The 17,515-nt window shown below is 73.3% G+C and carries 15 protein-coding genes; 6 read left to right on the top strand and 9 right to left on the bottom strand.

The window, feature by feature from the left end:
- Nucleotides 1-9: 9 nt before the first annotated feature.
- Nucleotides 10-594 carry a hypothetical protein gene (locus OG472_RS07230; RefSeq protein WP_401603826.1) on the bottom strand — a complete coding sequence of 195 codons (585 nt, stop codon included), beginning with the start codon at nucleotides 592-594 and terminating at the stop codon, nucleotides 10-12.
- A 122-nt stretch (nucleotides 595-716) separates the two neighbouring features.
- Entirely contained in the window at nucleotides 717-2,171 is a 1,455-nt protein-coding gene (locus tag OG472_RS07225; RefSeq protein WP_405943147.1) for a hypothetical protein, read from the bottom strand.
- 160 nt (nucleotides 2,172-2,331) lie between these two features.
- Between OG472_RS07225 and OG472_RS07220 the strand changes: the two genes are divergently transcribed.
- Together OG472_RS07220 and OG472_RS07215 are read left to right on the top strand one after the other, a co-directional pair.
- The gene (locus OG472_RS07220) at nucleotides 2,332-3,621 is read left to right on the top strand and encodes a bifunctional GNAT family N-acetyltransferase/ATP-binding protein (protein WP_351286772.1); all 1,290 of its coding nucleotides are present in this window, start codon (nucleotides 2,332-2,334) and stop codon (nucleotides 3,619-3,621) included.
- A 179-nt stretch (nucleotides 3,622-3,800) separates the two neighbouring features.
- Nucleotides 3,801-4,127: a DUF6191 domain-containing protein gene (locus tag OG472_RS07215; RefSeq protein ID WP_361758589.1), complete on the top strand. Its 327-nt coding sequence runs from the start codon at nucleotides 3,801-3,803 to the stop codon at nucleotides 4,125-4,127.
- Here OG472_RS07215 and OG472_RS07210 read toward each other — a convergent pair.
- From OG472_RS07210 to OG472_RS07190, 5 genes are all read right to left on the bottom strand, one after another.
- On the bottom strand, nucleotides 4,105-4,707 hold the full coding sequence (locus OG472_RS07210; protein ID WP_405941163.1) for a hypothetical protein: 603 nt from the start codon (nucleotides 4,705-4,707) through the stop codon (nucleotides 4,105-4,107). The two genes, OG472_RS07215 and OG472_RS07210, sit on opposite strands and share 23 nt — an antisense overlap.
- Nucleotides 4,704-6,314 (bottom strand): serine/threonine-protein kinase, encoded by a 1,611-nt coding sequence (locus OG472_RS07205; protein ID WP_405941162.1) that lies wholly within the window; start codon nucleotides 6,312-6,314, stop codon nucleotides 4,704-4,706. Before OG472_RS07205 ends, OG472_RS07210 begins: the two co-directional genes overlap by 4 nt.
- A gap of 140 nt (nucleotides 6,315-6,454) precedes the next feature.
- Complete coding sequence (locus tag OG472_RS07200; RefSeq protein ID WP_401603818.1) at nucleotides 6,455-7,708, bottom strand: Tm-1-like ATP-binding domain-containing protein; 1,254 nt, start codon at nucleotides 7,706-7,708, stop codon at nucleotides 6,455-6,457.
- A 48-nt stretch (nucleotides 7,709-7,756) separates the two neighbouring features.
- Nucleotides 7,757-8,254 (bottom strand): NUDIX domain-containing protein, encoded by a 498-nt coding sequence (locus tag OG472_RS07195; RefSeq protein WP_383564055.1) that lies wholly within the window; start codon nucleotides 8,252-8,254, stop codon nucleotides 7,757-7,759.
- A 71-nt stretch (nucleotides 8,255-8,325) separates the two neighbouring features.
- Nucleotides 8,326-9,363, bottom strand: coding sequence for a cation diffusion facilitator family transporter (locus tag OG472_RS07190; RefSeq protein ID WP_405941161.1), 1,038 nt, complete (start codon nucleotides 9,361-9,363; stop codon nucleotides 8,326-8,328).
- A 179-nt stretch (nucleotides 9,364-9,542) separates the two neighbouring features.
- On the opposite strand from OG472_RS07190, the gene OG472_RS07185 reads away from it, so the two are divergent.
- Entirely contained in the window at nucleotides 9,543-11,951 is a 2,409-nt protein-coding gene (locus OG472_RS07185) for an FHA domain-containing protein (protein ID WP_405941160.1), read from the top strand.
- A gap of 6 nt (nucleotides 11,952-11,957) precedes the next feature.
- Nucleotides 11,958-12,656, top strand: coding sequence for a hypothetical protein (locus tag OG472_RS07180; protein ID WP_401603812.1), 699 nt, complete (start codon nucleotides 11,958-11,960; stop codon nucleotides 12,654-12,656).
- 42 nt (nucleotides 12,657-12,698) lie between these two features.
- Here OG472_RS07180 and OG472_RS07175 read toward each other — a convergent pair whose 3' ends face one another.
- Nucleotides 12,699-13,994, bottom strand: coding sequence for a streptophobe family protein (locus OG472_RS07175; RefSeq protein ID WP_405828567.1), 1,296 nt, complete (start codon nucleotides 13,992-13,994; stop codon nucleotides 12,699-12,701).
- Nucleotides 13,995-14,258: 264 nt separating this feature from the next.
- Here OG472_RS07175 and OG472_RS07170 point away from each other — a divergent pair, with 264 nt between their 5' ends.
- Nucleotides 14,259-15,782, top strand: a complete 1,524-nt coding sequence (locus OG472_RS07170; protein WP_405941159.1) for a DUF6777 domain-containing protein — start codon at nucleotides 14,259-14,261, stop codon at nucleotides 15,780-15,782.
- Nucleotides 15,783-15,953: 171 nt separating this feature from the next.
- Here OG472_RS07170 and OG472_RS07165 read toward each other — a convergent pair whose 3' ends face one another.
- Entirely contained in the window at nucleotides 15,954-16,193 is a 240-nt protein-coding gene (locus OG472_RS07165; protein WP_401603804.1) for a hypothetical protein, read from the bottom strand.
- Nucleotides 16,194-16,319: 126 nt separating this feature from the next.
- Here OG472_RS07165 and OG472_RS07160 point away from each other — a divergent pair, with 126 nt between their 5' ends.
- Nucleotides 16,320-17,495: a sensor histidine kinase gene (locus OG472_RS07160; RefSeq protein WP_405941158.1), complete on the top strand. Its 1,176-nt coding sequence runs from the start codon at nucleotides 16,320-16,322 to the stop codon at nucleotides 17,493-17,495.
- Nucleotides 17,496-17,515: the final 20 nt, after the last annotated feature.

The following is a 17,515-nucleotide window of genomic DNA, read 5'->3' as shown; positions in this document are numbered from 1 at the left end:
TGCCGCCCGCTAAGCCGGCGCGCTGACTCGGCGCGTTTCCTCGGTCGCCCTGCCCCACTCGCACACCAGTTCCGCGAAGAGGCTCTGGCGGTCGGCTGCGACCTGATAGTCCGCGGTCCAAAGGGCTCCGAGCAACGGCATGCTGTAGGTCGCGGCCATCCCTTCGTCGCGAATTTCCGCAGAGTAGGTGAAGGTCCGCGTGAGCAGGCCCGGCACAGGGCCGAGCCTCTCGTTCCCGTTCACAACGACTCCGGTTCCGTTGCCGTCCAGTACGTACTGCTCTTTCAAGAGGTACAGGGTCACACCGAACTTGGAGATCCTGACCACATTGTCGGCCACACCGAACTCGCCCTCGTTCGGCTTCGCCACGATCGTCGACTCCTGCCGTGGCGCACCGGTGAGCAGCTCGACGGCGTGCATGGCGGTCACGAGCAGCTTGTTCGTCAACCCGATGCGGCTGCGCATGAGACGAGGCCAAGAGGTGACGCGGAAGGTGGCTTTCCCATGCCAGATGCCGGTCCCGATGTCGAAGTAGTAGACGTGATTGGGCGCGGTCGTGCGGTGTCGAGGGATGCCCTCGGGCTCCATTGTCACGTTGCGTAGCGTATCATCACGCCCTGTGAGTGGCGGTCCCGGGCGGCTCGGCCACTCATGTCGACCTCAAGAAGAAACCAGCCGCCTCCGGGTCCCGGCTTCGCCGCCGGCTCCGGCGCGGCCTAGCCCCGGCGCTCGTAGACCGTCACCCGGCGGCCCCGCACCTGCCGGTCTTCCACCACCGTGAAGTGCTCGCGCAGGACCGCGGCCTTCGTCTTGTCGCGCTCCGCCGACGGGGGCTTCGCGACCTTCGCCGAGTCCGTCACCAGCAGCACCCGCCGCTGCCCGAGCAGCGCCGCCCGGATCCGTGCCGGTTCCGCCTCCTCGCCCTTGAGGGTGGCCGAGGCGACCGGGGTCCGGGCCAGCGCCAGGTCGGTCAGGCCCGTGAAGGCGCCGGGGGAGACCAGTGCGGTGTCCCGCCGCGCGGCCGGGACGAACAGCACCGCGTCCCCGTCCCGCTTCAGCCGGTCCACCTCACCGGCCACCGCCAGGACGTCGTCGACCCGGCTGGCCGGGGCCCGCTTGCCCAGCTCCACCGGCAGCAGGGCCACCACCGCCACCCCGACCACACCCGGCACGAGCAGGCCCGCCGCCGTCGGGAACCGGGGCGAGCACACCCGTACGGCCGCGGCCAGGGCGGCGCCGATCAGCAGGGCCAGACCCGCCATGGAGAACAGCACGTACCGGTCCAGGAACAGCGGCTGGACCAGCGACAGCCCGATCAGCCCGAGCTGCGGCACCGCCAGCAGCGGCAGACCCACCGCCGCCGCCGAGAGGCTCTTGCGGTCGGGCCGGTCCGCCCACGCGCCGAGTCCGCCGATGGCGAGGAGGATCCCCGGGCCGATCAGCATGTGCCAGGTCAGCGGCGGTATCCAGGACACCTGGTCGGACTGGCCCCGGCTGAACAGGATCAGCGGCAGCGCCCCCGTCACCGCTCCCGAGGCGTACGCCGCCCAGCGCAGCAGGACACCGCGCCGGGCCCGCACCCACCACAGGGTCGCCGCGTGGGCCGGCAGGACCAGCAGCGACAGCCAGTTCAGCAGGGCGCACGCCAGCACCGTGACCCCGTACGCCGTCCAGCGCGGCCACGCCCGCCGCCCGGGCCCGCTCTCCAGGAGCGAGACCAGCAGCAGCGTCGACAGCGCGGCCCCGGCCGCGACCAGCGCGTACGGCCGCCCCTCCTGCAGGTAGAACTGGACGGCCGGCAGCAGACCGAGGGCCAGTCCGGCGCCGAGCCCCGCCCAGAAGCCCGCCAGCCGGCTCCCGATCGCCGCCACGCACGCGGCGGCGGCGGCCACCGCCAGCACCGACGGCAGCCGCAGGGTCGTCGTACTCGCGCCGAAGAACTCGAAGAGGCCGTGCATCAGCAGGTAGTAGAGCCCGTGCACGGCGTCGACGTTCCCCAGCATCCGCCAGATCTCGCCCGTCGGCCGCCCGGCCACCTGCCAGGTCGCCGCCTCGTCCCGCCACACGCTGTCCTGCCGGGAGAGCCCCCACAGACCGAGCGCCAGGGTCCACAGGAAGGGGACGAGCCATACGAGACGCCCGCGTCGGGCCGCGGATATGTGGCAAAGCATGAAGGTGGCGGGGTCCTCGGTCTGGTGTTCGGGCGGAAGGCACCAGTCTATGGACGACACGGACGGTTTCCGGACCGCCTGTTGTGCACGGCGGAGCGTGATCGCCCGGCGCCGCCGCCCCTAGCCTCACCGCAGGAGCACGAACGAGGGGCGGTACCCGGTGAACTGGCTCATCCACGACTACCGCGAGAGCGATCTCGCAGCGGTGGTCCACCTGATCGACACCACGGCCGAACTCGGCCAGGAATCCGTCTTCTCGCTCGCCGAGTGCATCAGCGCGCTGACCGACCGACAGCCCTGCGTGGTGGCCGTCCACCAGGGCGTCCCGATCGGCGCGGCACTCGCCTGCGTCACCGGGGAGCGGGCCTGGGTCATGCGGATCGCGATCGCCGCCGGCTGGCGCGGCCGCGGCCTGGCCAGTGCGCTGCTCGTCGAGCTGGAGCGGCGCCTCATCGCCGCCCGCGTCGGCCGCATCGCCTACGTCCTGCCCGAGGAGGACCTGCTCGGCGAGGGCCTGCTCAACGCCGGCTACACCCGGCAGCCCGCCGTCGCCTACTTCGAGAAGACCGAGCCGCTGCACGGGCCGGCCGCCGGACTCCTCGACGACCTCGGCGGCCGCTTCCTCCCCAACGACCTGTGGGCGAAGGTCGCCGGCATGGAGAAGGAGAAGGACCTCATCGAGCGGCGCGTGGTGCTGCCGCTCGCCGAGCCCGAGCGGGCCGCCTCGCACGGGGTGCGGCCGCCGCGCGCGATCACCCTCTTCGGCCCGCCCGGCACCGGCAAGACCACCTTCGCCCGGGCCATCGCCTCCCGGCTCGGCTGGCCCTTCGTGGAACTGCTGCCCTCCCGCCTCGCCGACGAGGGCAACCTGGCCGCCGCGCTGCGCGACGCCTTCGCCCGGATCGCCGAACTGGAGCGCGTACTCGTCTTCATCGACGAGGTGGAGGAGATCGCGCCGGTGCGCACCGAGCCCGCGCAGCCCGGCGGGATCCACGGCGTGACGAACGAGCTGCTCAAGCTGATACCGGGCTTCCGGGAGGGCGACGAGCGGCTGCTGGTGTGCGCCACGAACTCCATCCGCTCCCTCGACCCGGCCTTCCTGCGGCCCGGGCGCTTCGACTACCTGATCCCGATCGGCACCCCGGACGCCGGGGCGCGCGCCGCGATCTGGTCCCGCTACACGGCGGGGCGCGCGGACGTCGACGTGGCGGCCCTGGTCGCGGCGACCGAACTGTTCACGCCGGCCGACATCGAGCACGCGGCCCGGATCGCCGCGCAGGTGTCCTTCGAGCGCGACCTGGAGGCGGTGGGCGCGCGGGGCGCGGCCGCCGCGCAGCTGGGCGCGACCACCGAGGACTACCTGGCGGCGGTCCGGCAGTGCCGGCCGACGGTGACCCCGGCGATGACGGGCGAGTTCGAGGCGGACATCACGGCGCACGCCCGGTTCTGACCTCCGCCGCGCCCCACGGACTTCCGTCCCCCGGTTGCGGCGGGGGAGGGAACGCGGAACGGCCCGCGGCCACTCCCCGAAGCGGCCGCGGGCCTCCCGCGCGGACTCGGCATCCGCGCGGGACGGCCACGGCCCCCTTGGCCGAACGGCCGAACCGCCGGGTCGGCTACCGTCGGGCCATGGGCTTCGTCGTCTTCATGACCCTTCCGGGGCTGGCTCTGCTGCTCACCGCCATGGCCTTCCTCGACCTGGCACTGGAACGCGCGGGCCGCGCGGGCCTGCTGCCCTGGCGCTGGAACGGCCGCCAGGGGCAGATCTCCGCCACCGGTTTCGAGCAGCTGCACGCCAGTTTCTCGCCGGGCAAGCAGAACGAGCTCAAGGAACGGCAGAGCGCCCTCGTCCTGCGCGACGACGAGGAGGACGGCGCACCGCCGCGCTCCCGCGTGGACCTCGACGGCGGGCTCGCCGTCATCCGGCTGCCCGCTACGGGGAGCAGCGGTACGTGAAGTCCACCGCGGCCGTGCGCTGCCCCGGGGACAGCAACTGCAGCTCGGCCCGCGCAGGGTAGTTCCCGGTGCCCTGGAAGGTCCACAGCAGGTGCAGCCGGGCCTCCCGCTGCCCGCGCGGCACCCGTTCGGTCAGCTCCTCCGACCGCGTGCCGTCGCTGCGGACCCAGCGGTAGGTGAGGGTCCCCGGGCGCCCGTTGGTCCCGACGACGGCCACCACGTCGGCCGTCGCGTCACAGGGCGGGCCCTGCGGGTCGGTGGTCACGGCCACGTCCCGGACCTCGATCGCGGGTCCGAACCGCTGCCACCCGAGGTACGCGAGGACGGCCGCCAGCACGATCGCGGCGAGGGCGTACCGCCGCAGACCGGCGACCCGGCGGCGCCGGGGGGCGGCAACGGCGGCCACCACCAGGGGGAACGGCGCGGGCATGGCCGCGGTCACCCCGGGCCCGAACCGGAGCACGGACCCCTCGACCCGGTCGGGGGCCACCTCCGTGGCCGGCGGGGGACCGGAGAACCAGTGGCTCCCGAGGACGGTGGCGCTGTAGTCGTCGCCCTCGGGGGTGCGGGGATCGGTCATCGGGGCACGTCCTGGCAGCGCAGAAGGTACTGCGAGGCCGACGCGGACTTGTTCCCGGCGGTCGGCTTGGTGGTCACCCGGACGCCTCCGTAGCAGCCGCGGTCGCGGGTGAAGGTGTGGGACTTGACCACGGTGACCGGCGAGCCGGCCTGGACCGTGAACGACTCCGTGCCGTCGGGGACGGAGTAGGAGCCCTGCGCACCGCCGAGGAACCACTCCAGCACCACCGTGACGGGCCCGGTGCCCTGGGCGGCGACCGAGACGGTCGCATCGCCCCGGTACACGCCGGTCTTGAGCGACACGTCGACCTTCGTGACCACCAGGATCGGGGTCGGCGTGGGCGTGGGCGACCAGCTCACCGTGGGCTTCGGTGTGGGGCTCGGCGAGTACGAGGGCGACGCCGACGGCGACGCGGATGTAGACGCGGAGGCGGACGGCGAAGGGCTCGGGGACGCCGAGGAGCTCGGAGTCGGCGAAGCGGAAGCGGAGGCCGTCGGTGCGGGGGCCGGGGAGGCCGGTCCGGGCGGCGCCGCGCTCGTCGTGGCGAAGGCGCTCAACGCCGAGGCCCCGCTCGGGGCCGCGCCGATCGCGTCCGTGGTCAGCACCACCACCGCGCCCAGGACCAGCGCGATTCCCGCCGCGAGCCAGCCGCTGCGACCGGGCGCCCAGCCCGAGCCGCTGCTCAGGGCGGTCGTGGCCACGGCGGTGGTGCCCGCCGCCGAGGCGCCCGCCGAGGGGAACAGTAGCGGCAGCAGCGCGGCCAGCGCGGCCAGCTTGCGCTGTCCGCGTTCCTCCCACTCGGGCCCGTACGCGGCCAGTGCCACGCCCTCCAGCTCCGCGACGAACGCCTCGGCGTTCTCCGGCCGCTGTTCGGGCTGCTTGGCGAGGCCGCGCCGGATCAGCGGCCGTACGGGCTCCGGGGCCTCGGTCTCCGGTACGGGAGCCTCTATGTGCTGGACCGCGAGCTCAGCGAAGTTCTCCCCGTCGTAGGGCTTGCGCCCGGTCAGGCACTCGAAGAAGGTCGCCGTCGCCGCGTACACGTCGGCCGCGGGCGAGGCCGGCCGGCCCTGCCACTGCTCGGGGGCCATGTAGGCGGGGGTTCCGGCCACTCCCGGCGTGGCGCCGCGGTTCGCCGCGATCCCGAAGTCCACCAGCTTCGACGAGCCGTCCGCTGCGACCAGCACGTTCTCCGGCTTGTAGTCCCGGTGGACGACGCCGGCCCGGTGCGCCGCCGCGAGCCCGAGCAGCGATCCCTTGAGGACCACCAGCGCGGCCTCGGCGTCCGCCTGTCCCGACTGCTTGAGCAGCGCGCGCAGGGAGATGCCGTCGACCAGCTCCATCACGATGGCCGCACCGGCGGGCGACTCCACGTACTCGTACAGCCTCACCACGTACGGGGTCCCGAGACCGCCCAGGAGGCGGGCCTCGGCCCGGAACTCCCCGACGAAGGCGGGGTCCTGGCGCAGCCGGTCGCTGAGGTACTTCACGGCGACCGCCGTGCCCGTGGCGTCGTGGACGGCGAGCACCACGCGGCCGCTGCCGCCCGCTCCGAGTTCCCGGACTTCCGTGTAACCGGGGACCGACCATGCCGTACGCGTGTCCTTCATCGTTCCCGCCCCCTGTCCGGCTGTCCGCCGTGCCGTGCCGCACCGAGTCCCGGTGCCCGGTCGGTGACCGGCCACCCCCTGGGACACGGTTTCCGGCACGGCCGGTTCCCGTCCGTGCGGGGTGTCTCAGGCTGCGGCCCTCAGGCCGCGGCGGCCATCGCGCCGATCATGTCGTGCAACCGGTCGGCGGCCGCCCGTCCGAAGGCCGGGTCGTTGATGTGCGTGTCGTAGTCGTAGAGCCGGGCGGCGCTGCCCCGCAAGCCGTCGCGCAGCGCCGAGAACAGAGCCCGGTCCGCGCCGGGGTCATGGTACGGGCCGCCCGGCGATCCGAGCGTGGAGAGTCCGCGGAGCGGGACGCAGACGGCCGTGGGGCCGGTCGCGGCGCGGAGTTTGGCGGCGACCCGGCGGCCGAGTTCCGTGCACTCCGCCTCGTTCGTACGGATCACCGTGATGGAGGGGTTGTGGACGTGGACCCCCCGGTCCAGGACCCGCCGGGGCAGGCTCTCCAGCGGCCCGAACTTCACCATGTCCAGCGCCCCCAGGCTCACCACCTGCGGGATCCCGGCCCGCCCGGCCGCACTGAGCCGGTCCGGGCCCGCGGTGAGGATGCCCCCGCACAGGTCGTCGGCCAGCTCGCTGAGGGTGAGGTCGAGGACGCCCGCGAAGATCCCCTGGCCCGCCAGGGTCTCCAGGGTGCGGCCACCGGTGCCGCTGACGTGGAAGACCAGAACCTCGTAGCCCAGGTCCGTCAGTCGCTCGCGGGCCGCGTCCACACCGGCCGTGGTCACGCCCGCCATGCTCGCCGCGATCAGCGGGCGTGGGCCCGCGCCCAGCCGGGGCGGGCGGCGCTCCAGGGAGGCGCGGGCGTAGGCCCCGGCCATCCCGGCGATCGCCTCGACGGCGTTCGCCAGGACCGGTCCGGAGACGCTGTTGATCCCGGCGATGTCCACCACGCTGTACATCATGGTGATGTCCGAGGAGCCCACGTACGGGCTGACGTCCCCGGACGCCATGGACGAGACCATCAGTTTCGGTACGCCCAGCGGCAGGGCGCGCATCGCCCGGGTGGCGATGGAGGTGCCGCCGCTGCCGCCGATCGCGAGCACCCCGTGCAGCCGGCCCTCGGCGTGCAGGCGTAAGAGGGTCGCCTCCGCGCCGCGGGCCATCGTGGTCACGGCCGCGCCCCGGTCGGCGGCCGCGCGCAGTTCCGGCAGTTCGGTTCCCGCCGCCCGGGCGACCGCGTCACGCGGCACATCGGCGGGCACCCGGGGTTCGCCCATGATTCCTGTATCGACCAGTACCACTTCGACGCCGGCGCGCAGCAGCCTCTCGCGCAGCCAGCCGTACTCCACACCCTTGGTGTCCAGGGTTCCCACCAGCACGACGTTCGTCATGTGTGCAATGTCCATGCAGGTGGGGATGTTGGCAAGCGCGAGTACAAGTCAGCTCTCAAGGCCCCCCAGCAGCCCCAACAGCCGCTCCAGGAAAGGAACTTGAGACTGAATCAGCATTTTTTCAGCCAGGGGCGGAGCAAACCATGCCACCCGGTCCAGCTCCGGGAACTCCTGTACGTTCCCGGAGTGCGGGGGCCACTCCATGGTGAAGGTCCCCGGCACCATCAGCTCCGGGTCGAGGTCCGCCTCCACCGCCCAGATGGTCACCAGCTTCCCGCTGGTCAGCCGCACCTCGCCCAGCGGCAGGTACTCGCCCTCCGGCGGGGGCAGCCCGATCTCCTCGGTGAACTCCCGGCGGGCCGCGTCCCGCGGTGTCTCCTCCGGCCCGTACTCGCCCTTCGGGATGGCCCAGCCCCCGGCCTCCCGCCCGGCCCAGAGCGGGCCGCCCATGTGCCCGAGCAGGACCTCGACCCCGGACGGGTCCCGTTCCGGCGGGCCGCCGGTCCGCCGGAACAGGAGCAGTCCGGCACTGCGCTTGTGCGTCATGGGTTCATCCATGCCCCGTACGGGCGCGGGTCAGTGCTCCGCGGCCGTGCTCCGTGGTCGGTGCTCCGCGGTCAGTGGGCGTGCGGGCCCTGCCGGTGGACCGGCCCGTGCGCGTCCGCGCAGTGGGCGCCTGCCGGGCCCTCGCCCGCGCGGCCGACCGTGAGGAGGGAATCCTGCGCGTGGTCCACCTGGAGGGTGGTGTGCGTGATCCCGTACTCCTTGGCCAGCAGCGCCTCCAGGTCCCGGCGTACGGCGTGGCAGTCGCCCTCCGGCTCCACCAGCACGTGCGCGGAGAGCGCCGCCTGCCCCGAGGTGATGGTCCAGATGTGCAGGTCGTGCACCTCGGTGACGGGCGGGTGCCCGACGAGGCGGTCGCCGACCGCGTCCGGGTCCACATGGGCGGGCGCGGCCTCCAGGAGTATCCGGCCGGACTCGCGGATCAGCCCGTAGCCCGCCTTGAGCATCAGCACCACCACGACCAGCGTGGCGATCGCGTCCGCCTGCCGGAAGCCGGTGGTCAGTACGATCACGCCGGCGACGGCGGTCCCGATGAAGGCGAAGAGGTCGTTCAGGATGTGCTGGTAGGCGCCTTCGACGACGAGCGCGGAACGGTTCGCCCGGGAGATGCACCAGGCCGCGGCCACGTTGACGACGATGCCGGCGAGCGCCGTCACCACCACCAGACCGCCTTCCACCGGCGGCGGGTCCATCAACCGCCGCACGGCCTCGTAGGCCAGCCACAGCCCCAGGAGGATCAGCGTCAGGCCGTTGGCCTGGGCGGAGAGTATCTCCGCCCGCTTGAGGCCGTACGTGAAGCCTCCGCGGGCGGGCCGGGCGGCCAGCCGCATGGCGATCAGCGCCAGGACGATCGAGACGGCGTCCGTGAGCATGTGGGCCGCGTCCGAGATCAGGGCCAGTGAGTTGGCCATGACGCCGATCACGACCTCGACGGCCATGAACCCGCCGATCAGGGCGAGCGCGATCGCCAGCCAGCGGCGGTCGGCGTCGGCGGACACGCCGTGGCTGTGTCCCTCGTGTCCGTGTCCGTGTCCGTGTGCGTTTCCGTGCCCGTGGTCGTGGCCGTCGTGCGCGTGGTCGTGCCCACTCATGGCGTCCCCCGTCTCATCGCGGCACCCGTGTGTTCGGATCCGTCGCGTGAAGTGAAGCGCACCCCGGCGAGATGGGCAAAGGCTGCAACGGGGACCGTTGTCATTACCCATAAGAGGCCTCTGACCTGCGGCGATGCCGGACCGCTGCCGGGCGGGCGGGTTCATGGGAAAATCTGCTCATGGTCCAGCGCCCCGGTGTGCCGACCGCACCCGAGCTCGTCCTGGTGACCGACACGGGCTCGTTCGCGATGAGCCCGGGCCGGACCTACCACGTGGGCCGGGACCCGCTCTGCGAGATCTGCCTGGAGGACGCCCGCGTCTCCTGGCACCATGCGGTCCTGCGCCCGGACGGCGATCACTGGACGGTGGAGGACGAGCACAGCACCAACGGGACCTGGGCCGACGGCCGGCGCGTCCACGAACGGAGCGTCGGCGCCGGCTGCCGGCTGCGCTTCGGCGACGAGGAGGACGGCCCGGTCGCCGTCCTCGTCGGTCCGCCGCCGCCTCCGGCTCCCCCTCCGCCACCGCCCTCCTCCGCCGCGCCGGACCCCGCCGCCGGTGTCCGGCCGTCCCGGGTCACGTCGCTGTCCCGTACCTTCCAGCAGCCGACGACCGTACGTCCGCTCCTCGCCCGCACCGCCGTGACCATCGGCCGCGACCCCGGGAACGACCTCGTCATCGACGACCTCACCGTCTCCCGCCGGCACGCCGAACTCCGTGCCCTCGCCGACGGCACCTACGAGATCGCCGACCTCGGCAGCCACAACGGCACCTACCTCAACGGCGCCCGCCTCGACCGCCGGGCCGCCCCCCTCGCCCAGGGCGACATCGTCGGCATCGGACACTCGGCCTTCTGCCTCGTCGGCGACCAGCTCCAGGAGTTCGTGGACACGGGCGAGGTCTCGCTCGACGTCCAGGACCTCACCGTCGCCGTCGACAAGGGCCGCAAGATCCTCCTCGACCGGGTCTCCTTCCCGGTGGGCGCCAAGTGCCTGCTCGCCGTCGTGGGCCCCAGCGGCGCCGGCAAGTCCACCCTCCTCGGTGCGCTCACCGGGTTGCGCCCCGCCGACCAGGGCACCGTCCTCTACGACGGACGCGACCTCTACCGCGACTACGCCGAACTGCGCCGCCGCATCGGGCTCGTCCCCCAGGACGACATCCTGCACTCCCAGCTCACCGTGCGGCGCGCCCTCGGCTACGCCGCCGAACTGCGCTTCCCGCAGGACACCGCCAAAGCCGAACGCCAGGCCCGGGTGGAGGAGGTGATCGGCGAACTCGGCCTCCAGCAGCGTGCCGACCAGCCCATCCACAGCCTCTCCGGCGGCCAGCGCAAACGCGTCTCCGTCGCACTGGAGCTGCTCACCAAACCGTCCCTGCTCTTCCTGGACGAGCCCACCTCCGGCCTCGACCCCGGCATGGACCGCTCGGTGATGCACATGCTGCGCGGCCTCGCGGACGACGGCCGCACGGTCATCGTCGTCACCCACAGCGTGCTCAACCTCGACGTCTGCGACCGCCTCCTGATCCTGGCGCCCGGCGGACGCACCGCCTACTTCGGCCCTCCGGAGGAGGCTCTCGGATTCTTCGGCTTCGAGCAGTGGCCCGAGGCCTACGAGGCGTTCGAGAACCAGCAGGACCGCGACTGGGCCGGGCAGTACCGGGCGTCACCGCTGCAGAGCCGCTACGTCGACGTCGCCACCGGAAGGACCCCGCCGCCGCCCGCCGGGGAGGCGGCACGGACTTCCGGCGCCGTGCCGCAGCCGCCGCCCAAGGCCCAGAGCTGGGGCTCCCAGCTCTCCACCCTGATCCGCCGGTACACCGCCGTGCTCGGCGCCGACCGCACCTTCCTGGCCATCATGATCGGGCTGCCGTTCGTCATGGGCGGTCTGGCCCGTGCGCTGGCCGGCACCGCCCTCACGGCCGAGACGGGCCTGAACGCGCTGTTCATCCTGGTCCTGGGCGGAGTCCTGACCGGCGCCGCCAACGCGGTGCGCGAACTCGTCAAGGAACGCGTCATCTACCAGCGCGAGCGCGCCGTCGGCCTGTCCCGGTCGGCCTACCTGATGTCCAAGGTGGTGGTCCTCGGCGTGCTCACCGTCGCCCAGGCCGTGGTCCTCACCGTGGTCGGCCTCGCCGGGGTCGACACCAACGCCCCAGGCGGCAAGGGGATCTTCCTGCCGCCGCTGATCGAGATCATCCTTGCCGTCGCCCTGCTGTCGTTCACCTCGATGCTGCTCGGCCTGATGATTTCCGCGCTGGTGACCAAGGAGGAGGCCACCATGCCGCTGCTGGTCCTCCTCACCATCGTCCAGTCCGCCTTCTGCGGCGCCCTGCTGAAACTCTCCGGCGTCCCCGTCCTCGAACAGCTGGCCTGGTTCGTGCCGGCCCGGTGGGCCATGGGCGCGATGGGCACCACCACCGACCTCGGCGCGATCGTGCCCCTCAAGATCACCCAGGACCCGCTGTTCGATCACAAGACGAGCCTGTGGATCCTCGAAATCGGGATGCTGCTCGCCCTGTCCGTGCTGTTCACCGTGCTGGTGGCCAGGATGCTGCGCCGCACCGAGCCCGCGGTCATGAGGAAGTAGCCGCCCATGGCCAGCCCCGGTCCGGTCCAGGACTTCCGGCCCACCCACGTCGTCCCCCAGGAGGGTCTTCCCGCCTGGGAGAGCCCCGACGTGTCCCGCCCCACCGTGCCGCTCGACGGCTTCCTCCCGGTACAGCTGCTGTCCCGGCGCGGCGACTGGGGCGAGGTGCTGTGCGCCAACGGCTGGTCCGCCTGGGTGGACGGCCGGCTCCTGGTGTCGGTGCCGCAACCCCCGCCGACGGCCGACCGGCCGCTCGCCCGTACGGAGGACGCCCGGCCGCTGCTCACCCGCGCAGCCGAGGCCCTGGAGCGTTACCGGCGGGCCGTGGACGAGCTCGCCTCGGGGAGGACGGACGCCGATTCCTTCCGGCGGACCGTACGGGGGCTGCGGGCGGGGGTGGTCGTGGACGGGGAGTCGGTGTGGGTCTACGACGTGACGGCGGGCAAGTGGCTGTACGGCGACGAGAGCCGCCTGACGACCTTCGCGGTCGTGGCGGCACCGGGGGCTTCACCCGAACAGCCGCAACCGCCGCCCCCATCCGTGCCGCCGACACCGACGCGGGTGAGCGCCGGGTCCGGTGTACCTCGGAATCCGCCACCGGCCGACGGGGCGGTGGCGGATCGGCCCGAACCCGACGCGGACACCACCCGGATCGTGGACACGCACGATCCGGAAGCCGACACGACTGAGCGCGATCCCGGCTGACCGGGCTGTCCGGTTGAGGGGGCGCGGGCGGGGCGGCGGACGTCAGGGCGCCGGAGGCGCGGCCGCGGCGGGTTCCTCGACGCGGCCGCGGCGGTGCAGGGGGCGGGCCAGAAGGGCGCCCAGGAAGCCCGCCACCGCACCCCAGAGCAGGGCGAGCCCGACCGTGCGCCACAGAACGGGATTCAGCACGACCTGGCCGCCGAGCCCGTCCACCTCGCCGATGCCCAGCAGGGAGAGGCCGAACTGTGCCTGCACGCGCGCGAGCAGGCAGACCATCAGGGTCGCCAGGGCCAGGGCCACGCCCAGGTGGAGCGCGTGCTGCCAGGGCCGGACGTGGACGGGGGACCGTACGGCCGCCAGCACGCCGGTGCCGAGCAGCAGGACGGCGGCCACGGCCACCAGCCACCACGCCCGGGAGTCGCGCTCCGCGAGCGAGGCCACGTCCACCGTGGACAGCTCGGAGCCGCGCAGGACCTCGTCCAGGAGCTGAGGCATCGGCAGCCCGAACGGGCCCTCGACCCGGCCCTCCCAGGCGCCGCCGAAGCCCAGGGTGAACGCGAGCCAGGCGAGGTTCGGCAGCGCGAGCAGGATCACGGCGAAGGTCCGGGCGGCATGGCCCTGGGTGGCGGCCACCACCAGGCCGACCACGACACCGAGGGCGACGTAGGCCAGGAGCAGCAGCATCGTGGCGAAGGCGGCCGGGCGCAGCGCCGCGTGGTAGCGGACCAGCCCGGCCGGGAGCGGCGCGCGGCGCGAGACCAGCAGGGCGATCAGCAACAGGCCCAGGATCCACAGCAGTCCGAAGAGGAGCGTGGCGGGCAGGTCGGCCCGGAACCCCACCGTGGGTGCGGAGTCCAGGAGTTCACCGATCACCCCGACCGGGGAGTCGCCGGTGGAGATGCCGAAGGACTGCCGGGCGAGGAGCGCGGCCCCGGTCAGTGCGAGGAGCCACAGAACGACCAAGGGGAGGGCGCGGCCGACGAGTTCGCGGGGCCGGGCCACCGCACGGTTGTGCAGGGGGTGCAGGAAGCACGAGCCCGCGGTGAGGGCGCCGGCCAGGCTCACCGAGAGCGGGAGCGCCGACAGGCTCGCCTCCGCCCCGGCCAGGACACCGGCCTCGCCCGACACCTCCAGCGAACCGCCGGCCGCCATCACGACGACCGCGGCGACCACATGGGGGAACGAACCGCCGGGCAGATCGCCGGCGCCCGCGCACGCGAGCCCTGCGGCGGCGACCGCGGCCATCGCGGCGAAACCCGCGACGACGGCGACCAGGGCGTCGCGCCATGCCCTCGCGGAGCCCCCGGACGATGGTGATCTCGGTATCCGGCTCACCATGCCACCGTGGCATCCTCGGCTTGCGGGCACCACCCGGACGGCGCACACAATGGTCCGCAGGGAACTCCCTCCTACTGGGAAGAAGAGCCCGTGACCACGCAACCCTCCGGCCGGCCGCCCTCCTCAGAGCGCCCCAGCGGGCCGCCTTCCGGCCCGCTCTCGGGCGGGCAGCAAGGGCCGCCGCCCCCTCCTCCGCCCGCTCCGCCCGCCTCGGGATCCCCCGGCGGGCCCGGTGGTCCCGACAAGGGGCCGTGGTGGCGATCCGTGCCGCGGCTCGCCACGGCGCTCGTCGCGGTGGTGGCCGTCGTGGCCCTGGCCGTCGTCCTCACCCGGCCCAGCGGTACCGACAACGCCGGTGGGGAGGTTTTCCTCCAGCCGGCCGCCGCCTCCGGTCCCGACCCGTTCACCGAGTCGACCGTGACCGACGCGGCGACGCCGCCGGAGAGCCCGACGGAGCAGCCCCCCGCGTCTCCCACGGGCCCCAAGACCCCCAACGCCCCGGCCAGTGCCACCGAGGGCACCGCGACGGGCACCAAGAGCATCAGCGGCTCCGCGCCGGGCGTGTACGGGGGCACGAGGGACAACGCCAGCTGCGACGTGGAGAAGCAGATCAAGGCGCTGTCCGCGGATCCCGCCAAGAACGCCGCCTTCGCCTCGGCCCTCGGCATCCAGCCGCAGTCCGTCCCCTCGTACCTCCGCTCGCTCACCTCGGTGCAGCTGCGGATGGACACCCGGGTGACGAACCACGGCTACCAGAACGGCAAGCTCACCAGCTACCAGGCCGTACTGGAGGCCGGGACGGCCGTCCTGGTGGACGACCGGGGAGTGCCGCGGGTGCGCTGCGCGTGCGGAAACCCGCTCGGCCCGCCGGTGGCGCTCAAGGCCGCCCCGAAGCGCTTCGGGCAGACGTGGCCCTCGTACCAGCCGCAGAAGGTGGTGGTCATCGCACCGGCACCGACCGTGGTGCACAAGATCGTGATCTATGACCAGCACAGCCGGAGCTGGTACGAGCGCGACAAGGGCAGCCACCACGGCAGGCCCGACCGGCCGGTGCCGCCGCCGGTGGTCCCCACGCCGACGTTCGTCCCGCCGAAGCCGACGGGCACGCACCCGAGGCCGACGGGCACCCACCCGAAGCCCACGCCCACCGGGACGAAGACGTCGCCGAAGCCCACGGAGAAGGAGCCGGAGGGGGTGAAGCCCACGGAGAAGGAGCCGGAGGGGGTGAAGCCCACCGAGAAGGAGCCGGAGGGGGTGAAGCCCACGGAGAAGGAGCCGGAGGGGGTGAAGCCCACGGAGAAGGAGCCGGAGGGGGTGAAGCCCACCGAGAAGGAGCCGGAGGGGGTGAAGCCCACGGAGAAGGAGCTGGAAGGGGTGAAGCCCACGGAGAAGGAGCTGGAAGGGGTGAAGCCCACCGAGAAGGAGCTGGAAGGGGTGAAGCCCACGGAGAAGGAGCTGCAGGGGGTGAAGCCCACCGAGAAGGAGCTGCAGGGGGTGAAGCCCACCGAGAAGGAGCTGCAGGGGGTGAAGCCCACCGAGAAGGAGCTGCAGGGGGTGAAGCCCACCGAGAAGGAGCTGCAGGGGGTGAAGCCCACCGAGAAGGAGCCGAAGCCGGAGACGCGCACGACGGCGGCGGACGAGACGAAGCCCGAGACGAAGCCCGAGACAGAAACAGAGAAGCCGGCGGACAGGCTCACCGAGGAGCATGATCCGGCAGACCCGGTGGAGCCCGGAAACCCGGTCCCGCCGCCGGCCGACGACGAGGAGCCGGAGGTCAACGAGTCCTAGCGGGCCGGTACCGGCTTCCAGCGGCAGCCCTGGGTGCACCGCTTCCCCCACGGGGGGAGGCGGTGCACTGCGAGGTCCGACGACCTTTCCCCTGGCCGCCCTGACCTGGGCGTACCACGTACGCCCAGGTCAGGCCGGCGAAGACACGGATGGCGTAGCGGCCGCGCCGGATCAGGCGCGGCCGCGCCGGGTCAGTGCGTCGCCCGCCGCGCCCACCGCGAGGCCGAGGACGACCATGACGACGTAGCTGTAGACCTCGTAGCCGTCGGGGGCGAGGAAACGCACGAAGCCCAGGAAGTGGATCCAGCCGAGCCATTCGTGCAGGAGACCGCTCGCGCCGCCGACGACGAGGACGAAGGAGAGCAGCCCCGTGACGGCGGCCGGCGGGGATTTCGGGGTGGAGGAGGTCATGCTCCGACGTTAGGAGCCGGGCGCGGGCCACAGGATCGGTCTCAGGGCGCTCAGGGCTCGTACTTAAGTATCCGATCCGGGGCGGGCGGGTCCCGTCACGGGCCCGCCCGCGTAGATTCCGGGGATATGCGCCGCACCCACCGAACCCGCCGGGACTGGGCCGTCGACCTGGGGCTCTTCTTCTTCGCCGCCTGCTTCGCGGCGGTCAGCTCGCAGTCCATCCCGGTCGCGGAGGACCTCGGTCCGGGGTGGCGGGCCGCCGACCAGGCGGTCGGCGGGCTGGGGTGCGCGGCGGTCCTGCTGCGGCGGCGCCGGCCGGTCCCGCTCGCCGTGGTCCTGCTCCTGGCCGGCAGCCAGGCGCACTATCTCGCCGGCCCGACGATGGTGGCGGTGTTCACGGTGGCCGCGAGCCGGCCGTGGAAGGCCACGGCGTGGGTGGCGGCGCTGGCCTTCGCCCCGCTGCCGGTCTTCCTGTGGCAGATCCCGGACATGGCCGAGGAGCGGGCGGGTTCGGCGCTGACGTACTTCGCCCTGATCGCCGGGGCCATCGGCTGGGGGCTGTTCCGGCGGTCCCGTCAGCAGCTGATCGCCTCCCTGCGCGAGCGTGCCGAACTGGCCGAGGCGGACGCGGAGTCACGCGCGGAGCGGGCGAGGATGGAGGCCCGGGAGGAGATCGCCCGCGAGATGCACGACGTGCTCGGCCACCGGCTGACGCTGCTGAGCGTGCACGCGGGCGCCCTGGAGTTCAACTCCGGTGCGCCGCGGGCCGAGATCGAACGGGCCGCCGGGGTGATGCGGGAGAGCGCCCGCCTGGCCCTGCACGATCTGCGCGAGGTGATCGGCGTACTGCGGGCGGGATCCGGGTCGGCGTCCGCGGAGGGGGAGCGGCCGCAGCCGGAACTGGCGGACCTGGCCCGGCTGGTGGCGGAGGCGCGGGCCGCGGGCGGACGGATCGACCTGGCCGGGCCGCCCGGGGAGGCCGCCCCGCCCCTGGTGGGGCGTACGGCGTACCGGATCGTCCAGGAGGCGCTGACCAACGTACGCAAGCACGCGCCCGGGGCGGCCGTCGACGTGCGGGTGACCGGGGGCCCGGGGGACGGGCTGACGGTGGAGGTCCGCAACGCCCGGCCGCCCGGGCCGGATCCGGCCCCGGCCGCGGCGGCCGTCAAGACGGCGGGTGAGGGCGGCGGGCAGGGGCTGATCGGCCTGGGGGAACGCGCCCGGCTGGCGGGCGGGGAGCTGACGGCCGTACCCGCCGACGGCGGCTTCCGGGTACAGGCCTGGCTACCCTGGCAGAGCTGACCGAAGGACGAGGCAGACGG

The sequence above is a fragment of the Streptomyces sp. NBC_00207 genome, assembly GCF_045160965.1.
Classification (GTDB): domain Bacteria; phylum Actinomycetota; class Actinomycetes; order Streptomycetales; family Streptomycetaceae; genus Streptomyces.
The sequence above is the reverse complement of the archived record's forward strand: the minus strand, read 5'-3'. Positions and strand labels throughout refer to the sequence as shown.